Source organism: Okeanomitos corallinicola TIOX110 (assembly GCF_038050375.1).
GTDB classification, from domain to species: Bacteria; Cyanobacteriota; Cyanobacteriia; order Cyanobacteriales; family Nostocaceae; genus Okeanomitos; species Okeanomitos corallinicola.
In genome coordinates, this window is sequence record NZ_CP150887.1 from 123801 (window position 1) to 143884 (window position 20084).

Here is a 20084-nt window from a genome sequence, read left to right on the forward strand (position 1 = left end):
TCTGTCAGATAGTGACTCTACCGTACTTAGTATATTACCTGTAAACTAAGTTATAGTTTCATTAACTTATCGTTTTATTTATCTAAATGCTAGTTGTTGTTGTATATGATATTCCTAATGACAAAAGACGCACAAAGTTATCCAATTTTCTCGAAGGTTACGGACGAAGAGTTCAGTTTTCTGTGTTTGAATGTTTTTTGAGTTTGGAGGAAATGCGACAACTATATATAAAGGTAAGAAAGTTAGTGAAAGCAGAACAGGATAGTGTGCGGTTTTATTGGATATCCCAAGATGCTGTTGATAGGGTGTTAACCATTGGTGGTGAACCACCCGAACCACCGCCAAACTATTATGTTATCTAGGTTTGAGGCTATTTAAGGAGATTTTTGTATCATGACTTTCGACACCAGTCAGAGAATCGCTGAAACCCCTATTCTTTCGTTGAGTGGTGTCGATTGCTTACTGTGTAAGGGTTTGAGGTATGTGTATGTTTCGATTTTTCGCTCAATATGTTACTATTTTACGAGTGGTGTCGATTTGCGGTCTGAAACCCTTACTGGGTAAGGGCTGCTAGACGAACTCCCCACCGATTGGGTTAATTCGGAATAATTGGAAACCCCGCTGTTGCTGGGTTAGGAATTAAGAAAGCAGAAGCCCCCACCGATTGGGTTAATTCGGAATAATTGGAAACTTAAAATTGTTTAATTCGGTCACGGAATTAATCCTCCCCACCGATTGGGTTAATTCGGAATAATTGGAAACTTTTTTAATTTTAGTGCTTTTTCCAACTCATCAATAGATTCCCCACCGATTGGGTTAATTCGGAATAATTGGAAACTGAAAGTTTGGTTAGTAACAGTCGAATAGCTCGAGCCCCCACCGATTGGGTTAATTCGGAATAATTGGAAACAATAAATCCCCCCATCGTTATTGCAAAAATACAATGTCTTTCCCCACCGATTGGGTTAATTCGGAATAATTGGAAACGTTTCTATCCACACCACCTAGTGGGATTTGGATCCCCACCGATTGGGTTAATTCGGAATAATTGGAAACGTTTTTATCCCCGTTTCTTAAATAGAAATCGAACCACCCCACCGATTGGGTTAATTCGGAATAATTGGAAACATTTTTGCAAAGAAACAATTGGTGTAGGTTTGTTTCCCCACCGATTGGGTTAATTCGGAATAATTGGAAACTTTAGAAAACTTTTAGGGGACATGCACCTAAAACCCCACCGATTGGGTTAATTCGGAATAATTGGAAACACTTCGTTATCGTTCTGGAAACAGCACAGGGTGCTCCCCACCGATTGGGTTAATTCGGAATAATTGGAAACGCTTTTGCAGCAGATGAACCAACCAAACCAACAACCAAACCCCACCGATTGGGTTAATTCGGAATAATTGGAAACAAAGAAAAAGGCTTAACTAAAGCCGACATGGCTAGACTCCCCACCGATTGGGTTAATTCGGAATAATTGGAAACACTTCATATGCACTTGCACTGCTAGGAGCAGCTAACCCCACCGATTGGGTTAATTCGGAATAATTGGAAACTTCTTCCTTTTGTTGTAATTGTAAAATTCTTACACCCCACCGATTGGGTTAATTCGGAATAATTGGAAACCTTGTGTTTTGTTGAACACGTTTCCGTGCCTCAAGCAAAGCACCCCACCGATTGGGTTAATTCGGAATAATTGGAAACGAAAGATGGTTTCGTTCTGACCTGTTCCACTCCGCCCCCACCGATTGGGTTAATTCGGAATAATTGGAAACGAAAAGCCCCCATATTTATGAGGGCTTATTATTTTGTTATTTAATAGGTGTAGCCAAGATAATTAGGCAATTAAAAAACCTTAAATTGTAGCGATGGGTAAGGGTTTAGCACTGCGCTTTACCCCTACAAATCTATAATTCTTATGTCCTAATCTTGGTGACTATAGCTATATTTCATTAATTTTGTCATTCGCATCAAAAGACAATCGTTTGATTATCAGAACCTGTAAACTCATAAATATCAAAACATGAAATATACATTTGCATCCTAAGACAAAAATCATGAATAACAATGAATCCGTCTCCAATGTTATTGAAGTCATCAATGTAAGTGAAAACGATACTATGAACACGACAATAGAAGACACTTCTATCAACGAAGGAGAAAGATTTGGTAATGATTTAGAAAAAGCCACCAAAGTTCGTCGAGAAACTGCTGAAATTTTAAAGAAAATAGCAGACATACTGATGCAATCAGAAATTGCAGGTGAAAATAGCTCTGGTAAATTGGGATTTGAGCAGGATATCGTATATCTAAATAGTGTTCGTGAAAATTTACTTCAAGGTGTATTCCGATTACTCGTACTAGGAGATATGAAACGAGGTAAAAGCACCTTATTAAATGCCATCATTGGGGAAAAAATATTGCCCACAGGTGTTAATCCTTGCACAGCAGTTCTGACCGTTGTTCGCTATGGAGAAAACAAACAAGTAATTATTCATTTTAATGATGGTAAACAACCAGAAGCAATGGATTTTGATAGCTTTAAAGAACGCTATACTATCCCTCCAGATGAAGCTAAAAAATTAGAAGATGAAGGAATAGCAGCATTTCCAGATGTAGAATACGCTGTGATTGAATATCCCTTAGATATTTTAGAAAAAGGAGTAGAATTAATAGACAGTCCTGGCTTAAACGATACCGAATCCCGAAATAATTTAACTCTGGGTTATATCAATAACTGTCATGCAATTCTTTTCGTTCTTTCCGCTACCCAACCATGTACTCAAGCAGAAAGACGCTACTTAGAAAATTACATTCATGATAAAGAATTAGCCACATTTTTCCTGATTAATAATTGGGATTTAATTGGTCAAAAAATAGAAGATGAAGATGAATTGCCTGAAGCTGAAAATAAAATTCGTCAGGTATTTCAAAGTAATCTGTCTCCCTATTGTGAAAACAACGGCAGAAATCTCTATGAGCAAAGAGTATTTGAGTTAAATTCTTTAGCAGCTTTTAAAGCCCGCACAAAAAAACCCTCTGGTTCACTGGAGGGAACTGGGTTTGATAAGTTTTTCAGTGTCTTACGGCCTTTTCTCACTCAAAAACGAATTATTGCCGAGCTACTAAATGTCAAAGGTTTAATTCGTCAAATTTATCATCAAGTTCACGAAGCTGTAGAAATACGCATCACTTTACTAGATACAGGAGCAGAAGAACTAAAACAAAAAATTCAAGAAGTGCAGCCAGAATTTAATCAATTGGTGGAGATTAGAGATGGATTTAAACATGAAATTCGGACTAAATCAGAATATTACGCTAATGAATTAGCAGATGATTTTTGTAACTATCTCTCTAACTTAGATAGTACATTTGAAACTGATTTTGCCCCATACCAACCTGACTTGAAAGTATTTGATTTACTTAAAGGTGGTAAACGAAAAGAGTTTCAAGAGAATTTAGAAAAGTCATTTAATCAGTATTCTAATGATAAGATAGCAAACTGGACTAAAACAGCAGAACAAAAACTGAAGGAAGCTTTTTCTCAAATTTCTGAAAGTGCCGAAAATTATGGTGATGCTTATACCCAAGTCACAGATAAAATTTATGCAAAACTGAATGAACAAAAAATAGAAACAGGAACAGTTTCTTCAGAAGAACGAACTCCTGGCTGGACGAGATGGGCGGGTGCTGCGGCTGGAATATTTTTAGGTAATCCGGCGGGGGCTGCTTTAGTAGGTTTTGGAGCTTTAGATTGGAAAAGTTTAATTGGTCAATTTCTGACTGCTGTAGGAGCTAATATCTTTTTACTGTATAGTGGGGGAGCGTTTTTAGGGCCAATAGGTATAGCCTTAGCTGGTTTCTTGGCAGGTGCGGTTCAATTACGATTAGCCAGAAATAAATTAGTCAAGTTAACCAAAGAAAAAATGAAAGAGAGTTTGCCAAATGTCGCTAAGGCAGAAAAGATCAAAATTTATAATTTTGTGAAAGAAATTTTTAATAACTTTGAGCAGGAAGTAACTCAAAGAATTGACAGTGACATTTCATATCGCAAAGTAGAGTTACAAGAGCTTTTGGATCAAAAAGAATCTCAAGAAATTGACAAAATAGCAGAAGTGTCTCGTTTAAATACCCTCAATCAAGAAATTATGGTTCAATGGAAAGCAATAGAAGCTATCACTGACAAACTTCTTGAACAAACTGTATGAGTTTACTAAGGTTACAGAATTTGAATGTGAAAATACTATAGCAATCCTAAGCTGTTGTGCATTTAATTTGTATAAATCTAACGGGCAAGATGCCCGCACCACAAGACTTAACAATATTAGCATGATCAAATTTAGCTGCTGAACAGCTTACCCCAATCATGAGAAAATACGTAGATAAAAATCCTTATTTTATAAGCATTTGAGGCTTGTTGAACTCTCACGTATCATTTAGGATTGCTATATAGCCCTTACCATGCTAGTGAGGTACAAAGTTTTTTCGTTTTAGGGAACTCTTAACAGGGAACAGTGAATAGATTGGTGTGTACTTCATTAGACTGGGAAACGCTATATGTCAAGTATTTAATCAAAAAAATTTACCCTACAGGTTCTCATATCAAAGCCATCCCTACATCATGCGAAAGCCCCATTACTGAAACAGAAATTGCCTTATCTGATTTAATCGTAGTCGCAACCGATAATCATCTCTCTCGCAAACAAGCCCAGGAATTAGCATTGAAATATATGCGTCCTCTGCTTTGCTTAGGTACTCACATTGATATCAATCCCTCTGACAACACCCCACGTATGTTCTGTCGTGTCACCGTTCCGCCTTTAGGGGGTGGTTGGTGCTTAATGTGCGGTAATATTATTAGCTTGCAAAAAGCAGCCGTTGAATCCGCACCCGCACAAATCAATCAAATGGTGAATCGCGCAGGTTATATAGAAGGAATCAACGACCCCGCCGTATTTTGGTTAAATAGCATCTGTGCTAATACCGGAGTTGGTGTTATTCACGGCATGATTAGTGGCTTTCTCAATCTCGATGCTGGCATTGATTGGATTTATGAGTTTCCCCATTCCGTTTGGCATCAAACGGATACAATGTATCTCGAAACACCAAATTGTTATTTCTGCTCTCAATCTGAAGGTCTGGAAACCGAGACTGAAGACATTGATAAAGAAGGCGATTTTGATAATATGGACTATTGGTGAATAACATCACAATCATAATTAGTAGGGGTTTAGCACTGCTAAACCCTTATCAATCGCTAAAAGTCTCTTGCCTCTTGCCTTACCTCAACGATAAATTTTAACGCCTACCTACTTATTACACACAAGACTTGAATTTAACAACCATTCAAAAGCAATTTACAATCACGCTGATTAATTGCAATTTTCCCTAACTCCAAAATTACAGCCAGTGGCACATCAACAGATTTAAGAGCCTCAGAAATAGTAACTTTATTAGTGCGTAACAACGTTAAAACCTGCCGCACTTTAGGAACAACAGGATCATTTTTCTGAGTATAACCACGATTAATAGCAATTTTTAGCCCATTTTCAATATCATCTACTGTAGCAGTGCGATTTTTATCTATTAATAATTTCTGTTTTCCAGGAATTGCATTTGTAATTTGAATACCAACATAATCAGGTTTTCTTCGTTGGGGAATAATATCAAAATTGTAAAGTCGCTTTTGTCCTTGAGAATCTACAGTTTGCACCAGTAAATTAGTAATATTAGTAGAGGTAGATTGGGGAAACTTCAAAGTTTTGATTACTCTTAAAAAAATGGTTGTAGCTTTTCCACTGTTTAAATCTGCATCTGTAGTGTAGACCAGTCGTGAAGGATCTGCTAATAAAATGTAAGCAATAGTTTCATCCGTTTGACTAAAACTGATAGGTGTAGCACGTCCAGGAGTGACTTTAACTTGAATTTTATTCTTAACAGCTATATCCCTTTCTATCAAGCGATAAGCAGGAGTTTGTGCTTGGACAACAGGCACTATTCCACCACACAATAATACACTAATGGCAATGATTTTAAAAGCGAATAGTTTCATATCTATTTGAGATTTGGAATTGTCAATTTTGATTTATCTAAAATTAGTTTCATTGTTGAACTTTCAAGAAATTATTAACAACAACTGAAACCTCCATACCTTCAGGTAAATACTGAATATTAGGACGTTGCAACAATTCCTGAACCGCTTGATCAGAACGTCTCGATAGGCGATCGCTCAATGGATCAAAAAATCCCTCCAATGCAGCAGCCCATATCTGCGGGTCAGCATTAGTAGTAACCGTACTTTGATTAAAACTACCACCAGAAACAACAGTGCTAGATTGCGTGCGGGGTTGATTAACTATATTACCCACTCTTCCCAAACTACTAAGTAATCCCACTAATAAATCTTGTTTAGCAATATCTGACCCTGCATCATGCAGCTTTTGAGCAATTAATGGACGCTTGTTTCCACCCCGAATTAATAACGTATTCGCTGGTATCGTTTCCTGTTTAACTGTACCTTGGAAATTAGGATAAACCAATGCGATCGCAGTAGCCGAAACCAAATTACTCTTACTTACAGATGTAGTTTTAGCAACCACAACAGTGCCAGCAGGAAACGCAACCGTGCCATCTGTAGCTTTGAGAGGTTTAGTTAACTCCACAGCAAAGCGGTCATGAGCATTTTTACCACCTTCATCCCAAATCATCGGCATGATCACTTTAGCAGAAGCAGATGTACCCAGTGCTACATCTTTATTGTTTTCTGAATTGACATTGATTAAATCAACAGGAGTACGGTTGAGAATACCCATCATACCAGGTGTTAAATCAGTTTGATTGTCAACATTTTTAGAACCAATCAAAACTGTATTTAGTTCAGTTTCTTCCAGCATTGATGTACTTGGTTTTAAGGTTTTAGAACCTTGATTAACTGGTGTAGTTTTTTCTTGAATTGAGTTGCTAATTTGTGACTCTCCCAAACTAGATAATTGCTTCCATTTGCGTAAAACATCAGCAATATTTTCAGTATTTTCTACTGATGTTTCTACTGATTGTTTTGTTTGTGGAGAAGTATTTATTATAGGTGAATTAAAAGGAGTGGGAACAGGATTTCTTCTAATTACAGGTGCAGGTTCAGCAAATCTAACAGCAGTCGTGCGCGGTGGAACAGTTTGACGTACTGGCCTAACTGATGGAGTTGGTTTTGGTTCTGATTTTAGTTCTGATTTTAGTTCTGGTTTTGGTGAAGTAGTGGGAACTGGTTCTACTTGAAGTTGTTGCTGTTGGTCTTGAAAAGCTAATCTACTTTTTAGTTCAGCAGTTTCATCTAAATTAGGTTCGTTAGTTGGCAAGGAATTATTAGTTTTCACAGCTTGTTTAACGGGAGGTTTAGGTTGTAAAAATCCAAACCAAAGCAATGAACCAGAACCAATAACCATTCCTACCAGACCGACTACAAAAACGAGACGGACACCTGGTTTTTCTGTTAAAGGTCGCTCTATTGCTTTTTCTTCATCTTGTTGCAAACGGTATTCTTGAGAAATAAGCCCAGTTGCGTTAGGGTTATACCCTGCCAACATTTGTTCCTCTTCAGGACTAATATTTTCTTCCTCTTCCAAAATGTTTTTATTCAAACGATGATGACCGTTATTAGTATTAGATTCTAAGGAATAATTAGCAGAATTACCGTTGTGGGAATTAAATTCTTGATTCTGATTTGTATTGTCCATGATTTTACTTTTTGATTGGTCAATAGTTTAAGTAGTTTTGAGTAAATTCACGAAAAATCATCAAATAATAAACCTTTTAGCGTTGCATAATTGAAATCCGAATTAGCTTCATACAAAGATGCCATTTTCATTAAATAATAAAACTTTAAGTTTTGCATAATTGAAATCTAAATTAGCTTCACGCAAAGATGCTATCTATATAGTGAATCTATTAGTGTAAGTGCAAGAGTAAGGAAGAGTTTTAATGGTGTGCCATAAGCTATAAATTAAAGCAGGATAATTTCATTGTTTACCTCAGACAATACAAAGTTTAAACTTGTAATTTTCTAAAATTACTGATTAATCACTGACAACATTTTTTTAATGCACCTCATTTAGTTACTCAATCACGAAGTAATAATGTAAACCTTTGTGCGTAATTAATTAACGACGTTGCTGAGGATTAAAGTCAACCATTTTGGTAATTTGTAACCCAGAAGAACGCATTTCATAAATTTTCTGTTCTATTAAAGAAGCATCTTTTCCGAGTGGAGAACGGGGAATTTCCACTGCTTCAACGGTAAATGTCCGATTAAAAGGAATACGTTCATCTCTACCAGTAGAACGGTCAACTAAAACACGAGTAGCAATCATATCTATTTCCCATTCTCCTAATCTAATTGCTCTTGGTTCTGATAAATAAGAAATAATAGTTGTACTGCGAAGTTGATCTGTAAAAACACTCGTTGGAACTAATTCAGCAATCTTTGGTAAAGAAGCTTGAGCGAATTTTGGTTCTAATAATAGAGAAGCAAACCAAGTATTAGTAGGAATGCGCTTTTTACCAACTTGAATACCTGGATCTGTTTCTTCACTCCCTACCAATTTATTATCCCAATTAAATGTTAGTGTCGTCCAATCACTGACCACTTTTTGAATCACTGCTGGATAACGCCAATTACGTTCTTGTTCTGAAATATAGATAGTTTGACCATTTACTAACTGAGCAAAGGTAGTTTTGCGTTCAGCAATTTTATTGACTCTAAAAGCAGTGAACAGTGTTAATAATAAAATTAACCCATTGAATGCTGTTAAACACAGGAAACAAATAGCTAATAAATTTTTAGATTCCGGTAGTAGTGGTGATTGCAGTCGTTTGATTTGCATAGATATCTCAGTTTAATTGCTGGGTAAGATACTAAAATAGAAAGATTGTCAACTTTTGTTGCAAGATTCAACACTTTGGGAATTACAGCAATTATCTTGTTAAAGTGCCATACTTAAATGTCCAAAAGGTTTATGCAGCAGGGGTTATACGATTTCGTTTTGTAGCAAACAGTTGAGCAAAGTGCTGTAAACAATTGTCAATTATCAATTATTAATTGATGATTCTTTCTCATTATATTCTCCTGCTAATTACAGCTAAATACAACTAAAAATTATGCCTTCCAAGTAATTAGTATTAACTCCTACGAATTAAAGCAACGCTAGTTGCAGTACCAATAGCACTGCTGAAAATATCAATTAAACCTTTAATGTTGGCAGAAATACCGTTATAAATTGCCATTCCTCCACCTCCTGCTATTAGCACTGCCAAAATTGGAGAAAAGATACTCAAGAAAAACATGAAAGCCACATCCGATGCTAATGCTGCACCTGATTTAACTAAAACAACAGCTGTTAAACCTACTAAAATATTGTACCCAAGTTGAACTCCAAACAAGGAAATAAACCCAGTTAACCAAGCCCAAATAGGACGACCTTGTAATGGTAAAAGTGATAAACCAACTGCGATTGGTGCAAATAAAGCAGTTAGTAATAATGCTGCTTCTAAAATGTTAACAAATCCCCATTGTAAGGCATAAAGAATAAAGCGAATAATGGGAATAGCAGTATCCCGAAATACACTACCTGGATCATTAACGAATTGTACCGCAGTACCAATTTGACCAGGTAAAGTTCTAGACCAAAGGAACTGTGCAAAATCTTCTAATGGTTGAAGTGGAGATTCGGCTTTCTCTTCAGCTTCCGTAACAATTGCTTCTGCTTGTTCTCGCTTTGAATCCCAACATTCAATTAACTCCTCTCCAACTTGTCCCTGACATTCACTGTAAAGATTTTCTAGTTGTTGTCTAGCAATACTGCTAATTGTCACATTAGCGATCGCCGATTTGAATGTCAACTCACTAACTTGTATTTCCAGAATATTTTGTACTTGATTATAAGCAAATCCTCGGATAAAAATAATGGTCTTAGCTAGTAAGTTACCATTACCACCAAGAAATATCATAATTACAAGTGGCCAAACAAAAATAGCTGCTAATTCTGACCAAGATTGTTTCTCAATAATTTCTTTTCCCGTTGTTAGTGCCACAAACAAGATACTAGCTGCTCCCAAGGTAATACCTAATCGAATTAGACCGTACCATAAATTAGATGAAGTATCTAGGGTAACTTGCCAAACTAAATTCCATGATTCAACTGTGGCACGAGATAATTCTAAAGCACTGGATACGATATCTAAGGCTTGAGTTTCTCCACCAGTAACAGGAAATGATTGAGCAATTAGGTACATCATACTTTTTAAAGTTTACAAAAGTTTTAGTTGAAAAAAGTTGTTTTATGCAAATTATTGATAACTTACGAAAAAGTCACAGAATATCTCACAACAGGAAATCAAAAGGATGATTAAAACCAATACTACTCGGTTAACAAAATCAAGAATGATTGAACATTTGAAATATCATATTGTGCCATACAAAAGAGCTAAATCGAGTATTATTGTGAGTAACCTAAAAATTTACTAAAAATTTAATAGGGCTTTCAGATATAGTCAATCTCAGGTAAATGAGGTACAAATATGAATAATAAAAATCTTGTAGCATGGGTATTTTACCCGCAATAGATGTACCTCACTCAGACTGACAGTTTTTAACTTAATTATCGTTCCCCAAAGTAAAACCACCAGGCATCATTAATAAACCCGCTTGTTGAGACATAGCATTACCAGCAGCAATACTTTTTCTTCTATCAGCAGTATTGATAGCTGCAAGTTCTTTAGCTGTTTGAGTAATCAAAGTATTGTTTAATGCTCTGTCAATTCTTGCTTGTTGTGCCTCTTGAAATATTCGTTCATTAATTTGACCATTGAGTGCTGTTTGTTGAGACAAGTTTTGTAAAATCTGTTGGGTGACATCCAAAGTTTGTGACTCTTCTCCTAAGTTAATAATTGTTTTAGTGTCTTGTCGAGTAGCTTCTTTAATTTGAGCCATTTGAGTTTGGGCTGTTTCTCCTAAAGTTGTTTGATTAGCAATTTCATTCACAACATTCCTAGTAGTATTCTTGCCTATATCTTCTCGAATACCATAAGAACTTTGACCATTGGTTTTATTCTCCAAAATTTCCGACAATATAGCACCTGGACTTTGATTAACTGAACCACCTAAAATTTGATTCCACAATTGATAAATATCAGGAATTTGAAATGCGCCAATTGTTGAGTTAATCAAATCAGTTATGGGACTAAACAAGTCTTGTTGAACAAAGTTTGTTACATCTCCAATGAAGTTATTAATCTGGTTTTCAGTATTTTCAACCAAAATACTATTGCCATTAACTGCATTATTGTTTGATGTGTTGTTAGGTTGAGTAGCAGCTAAGGTTGGTTTATTAAGTGAACTCATACCCAACACTAAAATCATGGTGATGAATTGAATGGAAATCCATTTCAGTTTCATAATCAAAGTTCCTTTAGCTAACACAATTTTGAATTTTAGATTTTGGATTTTAGATTGAAAATACCTAATCGTTCAGGACTCCATTTTTAGTTTCATAATCAAAATTACTTCAGATAACACTTTTTTGATTTTTAGGTTTTAGATTTTAAACACCTAAACCTAATTGTTCAAGATTTTATTTATTGAAAACTTAGGCTCACGTTATGATTCAAAAAATCTGTTGTTGTGCATTGAAACATTAGACTCACGTTATGACTCAAAAAAATTGATGTTGTGAATTGAAACATTAAGCTCAAGTTATGATTCAAAAAATTGATGTTGTGCATTGAAAAATTAGGCTCACGTTATGGTTCAAAAATTTTGATGTAATACCATTTCTTTGTAAGGCTGCACCTAATTTTGCAATCCTTTCTATCTCTGTATTCTCTGTGTCTAGAGTGGTTTATTTATCTGAAAATTAGGCGAATCTTTATACAGAATTGGTATAAGGAAAGAAAACAATTTTGTTGACATAAGTATTCAATAGTTGCTGCTATACTTCCTTTTTGGTATTGAGCCGAGATACGAGTAAAAACCTGCAAGATGGTCTGGAAACGCTTACTGTATCTACATTTCAAAGATTTCAGGTGGAAGATTAATCGCCACCTCCAAAGGTTCAGGAACATTACGTAAATTCACCACATAATCACCGTATCTTTTGATATGCCTGGTCAGATAAGGACTCAAAGCAGCAAGATGTCGCTTATGAATCACCTCACCCTGTGACATCAACTTTTGAATCGCCAACGACATATCTACCGTATTCTGTAAAATCACCGCACTAGCCACCAAATCCAAATACTTCAACCGCTTTTCCTGCTCAATCGGGTCATTCTCAGTAATCACCCCCTGCTTACCAAAAAACACCCAATCCAGAAAACCATTGTACATCTCCACAACATTTGTTACCGCAGTAATTTCCCGTCTCAAAGCAACATTAGAAATATAATCCAGCAGAAACATAGTCCGCACCACCTTACCCAACTCTTGAAAAGCTTGATAAAGACGATTTTTGCGACTATAACTATTCAACTTACGTAATAGCGTCGAAGGCATCACCTTACCAGCCTTAATTGACAGCACCACCCGCATCATGTCAGACCAATGAGTCTGAATTAAACTCCAATTCACCACACCCTTAAACAACGGCTCAATATGCTGATAGCTCACATCTGTACTAGGACGCACAAAAGTTAAATCCTGCCAATTACGGATACGTGGCATCAACTTAATACCCAGAAGATAGGAAATAGCAAAAACAGGTCCAGACTGACCTTGAGTATCTGCGTGCAACGTATCAGGCTGAATATCCGAAGTATTCTTCAACAACCCATCCAAAATATGAACCGCTTCCCAAACACCACAAGCAATAAAGTGAGTAAACAAAGCAATGTATTTATCAGAAACATGATGATAGGCAATACCACCATAACCACCGTAACGAATATGATACTCACTGTGTAAATTATTTTCGTATATCTCAAACTTACTGCCATCCGCCGCCGCCTTTTTCCCCGTCCCCCAACAATTCGGTAAAGTAAACCGATTATAAGCATTAATAATATCCCGAATTGCCGCCTCAATCTTGGCAGCACTAACATGGCGACGGTTAGTATAAGAAATCTCATGGGCAGTCACCATACCCCCCGAATGACGAGCCATTTGATTAGGTCCAAGATTACAACCATAACCAAACGTAGTAAAAATATAACGTTCCCCCGGCTCAGATATTTTGGCTTCGCTTCCCGACAACAAACCAAAATGTCTAGTCCAATTTAACCAATGTTCAACATTGCATAAGATATCTAAAATACTCCGGTCCGGCATCAGCACCCGGATTTTAGACTCCAATAAATCCACCTCTGGGAGTTGGGTTAAAGATGGCACTTTCTTTAATACCGGCTCACCTTCTTTATTAATAGTAAATTGTTTATCAACAGCACAAATTTTATCTACTTCCTCAGCCACTTGTGTAAAACAAAAACGTAAATGTTCTACAAAATCTGCTGGATTAGCAGGAAAACCAATTAAACAACAGTATTCCTCTATTAAAGGTTCGCACTCAACAGGACTTAATAATTGTTCGCGGAAATCTCCATAGCTTTCCGACCCCACAACACAAGCATCTCCCGTTTTAAATTCAGCCGCTAAATGGAAAAAGATACAAATCTCTAACTGCTGACGTACCAAAACATCAGCACCATCAATTTCTGCTACAACTAACGCCCGCCAGTTATTACTAATAAAATCCAAATCAATATCACAAGGTAAATATTTAGCCCGTTTGTGTTCATTATCCAACACAAATTTCAAAGCTTCAATCACCGATTCATCCGCAGAAGTAGAGAGAATATCCAAAGACCGCACTAAACTAAATAGTGCTTTGCGGTTGGCAGCATAAAACCGCCACATTAATGGTAAATAATTGTTAGTATTGTATGCCGCAATTTCATCTAATTTTTGCATCAGCAATTCTGCACCACCATGTTCATCCAAAATTGACTGCACCTGTTCTCCAAATACCGCATTATCCTGGGTTTCCTTGGCTTGTTTGGATGCTTGTAATACTTGTCCCAATGTCGCTAACAACTCTGATGTTTCTACCAGATGTTTATCTCGTAGTTCCTGCAATCTTTGTTTAGCATTATTTTGAATCTTCAGGATACGTTTGATAAACATCTCCACCAGATAATCACGAGTTTTTATCTGTGCTTCGTACAATAGACATAATAGCAATGTTCGTCGTTTGGGTAAATTAATATCTTGAAATTCTGCAATATCTAAAGTTCTAGCATAAGCAGCAAAATGTCTAACTTTGGTAGGAGTAATATTTTGTAGTAATCGCTTGGCATCTCCAAAAGTCATGAGCATATCAAACTTATTTTGCAGGAGTTTCATCCCATTTAGTTTGGCACTTTTAGGTGGCGATTTTAGTAAATTCAGGGTGGCATTTTCATCTTCCTCCGCATTGTCTATCACCACGAGCAATTTGTCTAAATAAGTTTGTTCAGTAGTTGAAAGTCCTTGAGAACAAAGTGCAAATAACCGATTATTGACCATTGAACGAATGTGGCGAATTAATCGGTCAAGGGTACTAAATGCTGGTAATTCGTATCGTTCTTTAACTAATTCTTCAATTGCTACATTGATTAAATCCGCAGGATGGTCTTTAATTTGGGCAGCTTGTGCAACTATTGTGGCTATTAATCTTTGTCCGGTTTTATCATATTGTTTGACCCCTAAATATTCCCGAATAATATTTTTATAGGTGTGCCGCTGGCGTTCGGAGGGTATTGCTTTTACTGAGTCTTGTAATTTTAAACACGACCGTAAATGTTTAATTACCGCAATTGGGATCTGTTCAGGATGAGGGAAATATCCCAGACGTTGAAAGGATTTTAACATCACCATTAACCGCAGTAATCCTTCATGACTCTTGGTTTTAGATTTGACAAATTTGATTTCTGCGGCTGTTGGGGTATACAGTTCTGCTAGTTCTTTGGGGTCAGGAAATTGTTTAAATTTGGGGTAAGCAGTACGGTCAATTGATGTCATTTAAGTGATATTTGAAGCATATATGATTGGGTGGAAATTTTGAAAATATACTGAGACTTGCAAAGGAGGCAGGGCAAGCAGAGGGCTGTCTGGCTGGAGTAAAGAAGTATAAATAACAACTTTAGTTCTGGGTTTAAAGCCCAGTTTTAAAAAAGAATTGTATCGAGTGAGAGTGCCACGTTAGCGAAGCGGCACGAAGTTCAATACAAAGCATCCCTGCTTCAATTCTACGTTTAACAACATGGGTTACTCCTGCGTTCTGCTTTCTATCTCCTGCCTCCTGAAAACCCTTTCAGTTATCGGATAAAAGTTATATATGATACCCTAATTCTCCGTAAATGTTTTTATCCCTCAGTTTCCAACCAAAGAGTATTATAGCTTCTTTGGGGTAGACAATTTGCCATGAGTTTAAAAGGCTGTTTTTTGTAGAATTTTCTGGTGGATAATTACCAATTTGAGGAGATTTTATTAGTTTTTAGTTTCTGATTGGATGAGGATATTCAAGGCATGACGGGCGGCTGATTCGGCTTTTTGTGAGGTCACTTTTTGGTAACGTAATGTGGTTTGAATGCTTTCATGTCCCATTAATGAACGTAATTCTTCTATGCTGATTAATCCTACTCTTTCTGTAGCATAAGTATGCCGTAAGTCGTGAATACGAATTCCTTGAAGTTGCGGATATGTGTTGGTTATTTGTCGCCAATAATCATGTAATGTGTGATAGCTGATTCTACTGATTTTGAGTGTGACTGGATGTTGTGCTGTGAACAATGCGTTGGTAGAATTTTGGGAATGTGAGTTATCTCTAGAAGATTTTACGTTTTGATGTCGTGAGTATTTTAAATATTTATCTAGGGATTGTGCGGCATCGTCACTATAAAAACACCATCGTTGTTTGTTGCCTTTACCTAATACTTGGAATTTCTGGTTTTTGATGTCTATGTCTGATAAGTTTAGGGCTAAAAGCTCTCCTATTCTACATCCTGTGCGATGCAATAGGTGAATTATGGCGTTCATTCGCAGGTCGTCTTTTACTGCTTGATAGAGTATTGAGAGTTGTTCTGGTGTTAGGTATCTGATGGTGTTGTCGGTTTTGTGTTCTCCTTTTTCTCGCTCTGGTTGACGTTGTTTTAGTCCCCGGATGGGGTTGATTTTTATATACTCTTGTTCTACTGCGAAGTTAAATAGGCTTTGCAGTATTGCTTGATGCTTGTGGTGGGTTGTGTATTTTAAATGGTTGAGGCTGTTTAGATACTCTACTAATGTTTGTTTACTGATAATTTCTATTGGCCAATTTCCATACTCTGCCAGGAATTTTAATAGGGTTAATTCGTAGGTTTCTTTGGTGCTGGGTGCTAGTCCAGTCCTTTCTAAAAATTCTTTGGCTACGGTGGCTAATGTTATGGCCGTTTTCACTGGAATTTATGTCTTTAATATCAGGTTTTTTATCTATAAATTATATATCTTTTGATGAGTTAGTTGACAGTTTTTTATGGATACTTTTAAGACTCCTCGACCTGGTGAATCTCTTGCTGCTTATGTTTTACGTCTGCGGAAGGCTCTTGGGTTGACTCAGTTTGATTTGGCGAATGCTGCTGGTATCCATTCTCGTTCTGTGGGTAAGATTGAGCGGGGTTTGACGCTTTCGATTAATCGCCGCACTCTTGGTGGGTTAGCGGTGGCTCTGGGTGTACCCCAAGAGTATTTGGATGCTGTGATTAAGGGGGAGGAAGTTTCTGCGGTTCAAGGGGTTAAGTTTTGTCCTCAATGTTGGAATCCTGGTGGTTCTGTGGATTCGATGTGGAGTGAACTTAGGGCTAGGTTTTGTTATCTATGCGGTACACCTTTGCGGGCTAGTTGTGCCAATTGTGGTGAGTTGGTGGTGTCGTTGAGGTATAAGTTTTGTCCTCTGTGTGGGAGACCTTATAAGGATGGGGGTAGGAATTCTTGAAATTCATGCACAGCAAGCGTTTCCAGACCATCTTGCAGGTTTTTACTCGTATCTCGGCTCAATACCTTTTTAACTAACAATTAAAGAACGATTTTCAACCTGTTCACCAGAATTAAATCGAGAATGCAATGTATTCACCATAGATACCTCCTGTCCAATATGTTGAAAACCTTTGTTCTCCTTCAAAGCACAGATGTAAGCATCCGTAAAAGCTCTGAGTCCTAACAGCCTACCTTTAGGAGTATTTGGATACTGTGCCATCACCCGTGACCTGGCCTCTCGTTCATCTTGGTTATTAGCAACACTAGCCAACATCATTTCCCCTGGGTAAAAACGAGTACGCCAAAATCTACCACCTGTTTCTACTAACCAACAGGAATAAAGGTCGCTAATGCGGGGTAAAAATGCTTCTGTGGCATTTTGGCTGATGATATTCGCAGGATAACCCAGATAACGCTCAAAAGAAGCAACCCCAGTGCTGGTAATACGTCCAGTAATTCGGTAAGTCATGTTTTGCATGATTTGAGCGCCAGTTGCACATTCGCAGATCGTATCTGGATCTTGGGATAGCAACAATACAGCAATTCCTTCCTTACGTCCTGTAGCACAAGTTTCACCAATCACTTGAGCAAACCCATCTTTACGCAATAACACTGAAAGCTCATCACCAATAAACAAACTTTTGGGATGGGATAAAGCATTGCGGATACAGGCAGTATGGGCATTAATCGCCATCAAATACGCATCCTGTTCATTAGTTAATCCACTCAAAGCAAAGAATTTAATTGCAGGTTCAGGAGAAAATGTACTCGGACGGGCGATCGCCACTAAAGCTTTACGTATAAAATCTTTCCAAGACTCCATCCGTCGTTCCCGTTCTGCTTTATCAAACCGACGCAAATCTGGTGGTTCTAGTAAATTACTACTGCCACTGGCAATGTCATAATATGCACCTTGTTCTCCCAGTAGTTCAATCGCTGTCTTAAAAGTGCTGTTACCTCCGGCGGAAATATCCATTCCCACTACAGGAATATTGTTCACTAAGGCTTCTTCTGCAAACCGCCACCCCAAAACACTCTCAATACTGCTCGGTTAAGGAAAACGAGGGGGTAAGATCAGGAGAAAAGAGTTCGCGTTTTATTTACGAGAACTAACAAATTTACTTTTTCTCTTTGAGGCTATCGTATAATTCCACCCAATTTTGCCTAAGAGAATCAATACAAGACTGCAAGTGGTCAATTTGGGTTCGTCTGGCAACTGAGAGGACAGCATGAATATGATTGGGGCTGCCAGCCTTGCCTAAATGCTTATATTTGCTGAGTTTATCAGGTTGTTGAGTAGGGAAGATAGGTTTATTAGCCTGCAACTTGTAATACCAATAAGTACCCTGTTTACCCCGTGCTTGGTAACGCAAAACACAACATCCAGGAGGTGCTACCTCCCCAGAAGCCTGAATTTGTTGAATAGATAGTTGTAAAGTCGCAATAGCTTGTTGTATTAATTCGGCTCTAGAAATAATATCTGAGTCTTTTGCAGGCATTGACTTACGGGGGGAATGAGAAAAAATTACTTGTTCGCGGATTAAGTACGAGAACATTAACCCATTTATTCTATACTATTTTACAACTAAAATGAAACTGAACAGGGGTGCAAATGTCACTAATCAACTTTGAAGTCATTACAGCATCAGTGGCCAAAGCACAATTGCTGGTGGCGTTAGAACAAGTCATTCCCGCTCAAACTATACACAGAGCAATCATTAATACTTCGTCTCAAGAGCGAAGAGAACGAATACTACCCACTCACGTAGTTGTAGCTTTAGTCATTGCCATGAGTTTTTGGTCAACTGACTCCATAGTTGATGTCTTCAAAAATTTGATTCAAGGTTTGAGTAGTTTACAAATACCCCATCGTCTACGTTTTACTGCACCAACTTCTTCATCTATCAGCGAAGCACGTCAAAGAATCGGTCCTGCTGTGATGACTCGTTTGTTTGAAATGGTAGCAAAACCCCTAGCTACAATACAAACACCAGGTGCTTTTTTGGGAAACTTAAGATTGATGGCTATAGACGGAACAGTTTTTGATGTTCCTGATACTCCAGCCAATGCTAAAGTATTTGGTTATCCTGGTTCAAGACCGGGTACATATCCAGCTTTTCCCAAAGCTAGATTGGTTTTCTTAGTAGAAGCAGGAACTCATGTAATTGTTGATGCTCTATTGAGTCCCTATCGAATTGGCGAAAGAAAAAGAGCGATTCAAATTCTTCGCAGTGTTGGGGAAGGAATGTTGTTAATGTGGGATAGGGGATTGCATTCTTTTAAAATGGTTCATGCCGCAATCAAACAAAAGTGTCATATCCTTGGTCGTGTACCAGCGAATGTGAAATTTGAGGTAGTTAAGACTTTGGCTGATGGTTCTTATTTGTCTTGGATTGCACCTGATGGTAAATCTAAAAAGAAAGGTGCAACCAGAATTCCTATTCGTGTCATTGAATATGTGATTGAAGATAATGGTTCTGAGAAAGTATACCGTTTGATTACTGATTTAATGGATATTTCGGCTTACCCAGCACTGGTTTTGGCTCAAGAATATCATACTAGATGGGAAGCTGAAAATACTTTGGATGAATTAAAGGTGCATCTATTGGGGCGCAAAACTCTGGTTCGTTCTAAGAATCCTCGTGAAGTCATTCAAGAAATTTATGGTTGGTTGTTGGGACATTTTTGTATTCGTTGTTTGATGTTCCAAAGTGCTGCCGAAGCTGGTATTTCTCCATTACGTTTGAGTTTTACTGGTAGTTTACGATTAATTCGACGTGCTGTTCCTCAATTCCAACAAGCTGCTGCTGAAGATTTACATCTATTTTATAGTTGGTTAGTTGCAGAAATTTTAGATTTAGAAATCCCTCCTCCTCAATTTAGAAGTAATCCTAGAGTTTTGAAAAAGACGCGCTCCAAATTCCTCAGTAAAAAACGATGTCATCGTGGTAGTACCACTATCAATCAACCTTCTTTTATGATTAAAAAAATTGCTAGTTAGTCTGATTATATTTTCGCTTTCTTACCTTTATATTTGAGCAATTGAATA

General features: G+C 37.4%; 12 protein-coding genes, 2 pseudogenes and 1 CRISPR repeat array. Of the genes and pseudogenes, 5 read left to right on the forward strand and 9 right to left on the reverse strand.

What is annotated here, in order from left to right; translation table 11 throughout:
• Positions 1–86 precede the first annotated feature (86 nt).
• From cas2 to WJM97_RS23395, 3 genes and pseudogenes are all read left to right on the forward strand, one after another.
• Positions 87–362: a CRISPR-associated endonuclease Cas2 gene (cas2, locus tag WJM97_RS23385; protein ID WP_353933278.1), complete on the forward strand. Its 276-nt coding sequence runs from the start codon at positions 87–89 to the stop codon at positions 360–362.
• Positions 363–581: 219 nt separating this feature from the next.
• Positions 582–1778: a CRISPR direct-repeat array (repeat unit 36 nt; unit sequence CCCCACCGATTGGGTTAATTCGGAATAATTGGAAAC).
• Between the two features lie 282 nt (positions 1779–2060).
• On the forward strand, positions 2061–4211 hold the full coding sequence (locus WJM97_RS23390; RefSeq protein ID WP_353933279.1) for a dynamin family protein: 2151 nt from the start codon (positions 2061–2063) through the stop codon (positions 4209–4211).
• 345 nt (positions 4212–4556) lie between these two features.
• Positions 4557–5204: pseudogene (locus WJM97_RS23395) on the forward strand (ThiF family adenylyltransferase); the annotation flags it as partial.
• Positions 5205–5338: 134 nt separating this feature from the next.
• Here the strand turns inward: WJM97_RS23395 and WJM97_RS23400 are convergent.
• The 7 genes from WJM97_RS23400 to WJM97_RS23430 all read right to left on the reverse strand — a co-directional run bounded on the left by WJM97_RS23400 (position 5339) and on the right by WJM97_RS23430 (position 16459).
• Entirely contained in the window at positions 5339–6055 is a 717-nt protein-coding gene (locus WJM97_RS23400; protein WP_353933280.1) for a hypothetical protein, read from the reverse strand.
• Positions 6056–6104: 49 nt separating this feature from the next.
• Positions 6105–7733, reverse strand: coding sequence for a hypothetical protein (locus WJM97_RS23405; RefSeq protein ID WP_353933281.1), 1629 nt, complete (start codon positions 7731–7733; stop codon positions 6105–6107).
• A 423-nt stretch (positions 7734–8156) separates the two neighbouring features.
• A complete protein-coding gene (locus WJM97_RS23410) occupies positions 8157–8879 on the reverse strand; it encodes a hypothetical protein (RefSeq protein ID WP_353933282.1) in 723 nt (240 codons plus the stop codon).
• Between the two features lie 295 nt (positions 8880–9174).
• Entirely contained in the window at positions 9175–10290 is a 1116-nt protein-coding gene (locus WJM97_RS23415) for a hypothetical protein (RefSeq protein WP_353933283.1), read from the reverse strand.
• A 358-nt stretch (positions 10291–10648) separates the two neighbouring features.
• The gene (locus tag WJM97_RS23420) at positions 10649–11449 is read right to left on the reverse strand and encodes a hypothetical protein (RefSeq protein ID WP_353933284.1); all 801 of its coding nucleotides are present in this window, start codon (positions 11447–11449) and stop codon (positions 10649–10651) included.
• Positions 11450–12055: 606 nt separating this feature from the next.
• Positions 12056–15043 (reverse strand): Tn3 family transposase, encoded by a 2988-nt coding sequence (locus WJM97_RS23425; RefSeq protein WP_353933285.1) that lies wholly within the window; start codon positions 15041–15043, stop codon positions 12056–12058.
• Between the two features lie 468 nt (positions 15044–15511).
• Positions 15512–16459, reverse strand: coding sequence for a tyrosine-type recombinase/integrase (locus WJM97_RS23430; RefSeq protein WP_353933286.1), 948 nt, complete (start codon positions 16457–16459; stop codon positions 15512–15514).
• Positions 16460–16535: 76 nt separating this feature from the next.
• Here WJM97_RS23430 and WJM97_RS23435 point away from each other — a divergent pair, with 76 nt between their 5' ends.
• Positions 16536–16994 (forward strand): zinc ribbon domain-containing protein, encoded by a 459-nt coding sequence (locus WJM97_RS23435; RefSeq protein ID WP_353933287.1) that lies wholly within the window; start codon positions 16536–16538, stop codon positions 16992–16994.
• Between the two features lie 69 nt (positions 16995–17063).
• Here the strand turns inward: WJM97_RS23435 and WJM97_RS23440 are convergent.
• Both WJM97_RS23440 and WJM97_RS23445 read right to left on the reverse strand, forming a co-directional pair.
• A pseudogene (locus WJM97_RS23440) lies at positions 17064–18074 on the reverse strand (hypothetical protein); the annotation flags it as partial.
• Between the two features lie 79 nt (positions 18075–18153).
• Positions 18154–18534, reverse strand: a complete 381-nt coding sequence (locus tag WJM97_RS23445) for a hypothetical protein (protein WP_353931352.1) — start codon at positions 18532–18534, stop codon at positions 18154–18156.
• 113 nt (positions 18535–18647) lie between these two features.
• Here WJM97_RS23445 and WJM97_RS23450 point away from each other — a divergent pair, with 113 nt between their 5' ends.
• Complete coding sequence (locus WJM97_RS23450) at positions 18648–20036, forward strand: IS4 family transposase (protein WP_353931353.1); 1389 nt, start codon at positions 18648–18650, stop codon at positions 20034–20036.
• Positions 20037–20084 lie beyond the last annotated feature (48 nt).

Excerpts from the sequence above, each read along its gene's own strand:
- cas2 (WP_353933278.1), top strand. The coding sequence starts at position 87 with ATGCTAGTTGTTGTTGTATATGATATTCCTAATGACAAAAGACGCACA.
- WJM97_RS23450 (WP_353931353.1), top strand. The coding sequence starts at position 18,648 with ATGTCACTAATCAACTTTGAAGTCATTACAGCATCAGTGGCCAAAGCA.
- WJM97_RS23425 (WP_353933285.1), bottom strand. The coding sequence starts at position 15,043 with ATGACATCAATTGACCGTACTGCTTACCCCAAATTTAAACAATTTCCT.
- WJM97_RS23420 (WP_353933284.1), bottom strand. The coding sequence starts at position 11,449 with ATGAAACTGAAATGGATTTCCATTCAATTCATCACCATGATTTTAGTG.
- WJM97_RS23390 (WP_353933279.1), top strand. The coding sequence starts at position 2,061 with ATGAATAACAATGAATCCGTCTCCAATGTTATTGAAGTCATCAATGTA.
- WJM97_RS23400 (WP_353933280.1), bottom strand. The coding sequence starts at position 6,055 with ATGAAACTATTCGCTTTTAAAATCATTGCCATTAGTGTATTATTGTGT.
- WJM97_RS23410 (WP_353933282.1), bottom strand. The coding sequence starts at position 8,879 with ATGCAAATCAAACGACTGCAATCACCACTACTACCGGAATCTAAAAAT.
- WJM97_RS23405 (WP_353933281.1), bottom strand. The coding sequence starts at position 7,733 with ATGGACAATACAAATCAGAATCAAGAATTTAATTCCCACAACGGTAAT.
- WJM97_RS23445 (WP_353931352.1), bottom strand. The coding sequence starts at position 18,534 with ATGCCTGCAAAAGACTCAGATATTATTTCTAGAGCCGAATTAATACAA.
- WJM97_RS23435 (WP_353933287.1), top strand. The coding sequence starts at position 16,536 with ATGGATACTTTTAAGACTCCTCGACCTGGTGAATCTCTTGCTGCTTAT.
- WJM97_RS23415 (WP_353933283.1), bottom strand. The coding sequence starts at position 10,290 with ATGATGTACCTAATTGCTCAATCATTTCCTGTTACTGGTGGAGAAACT.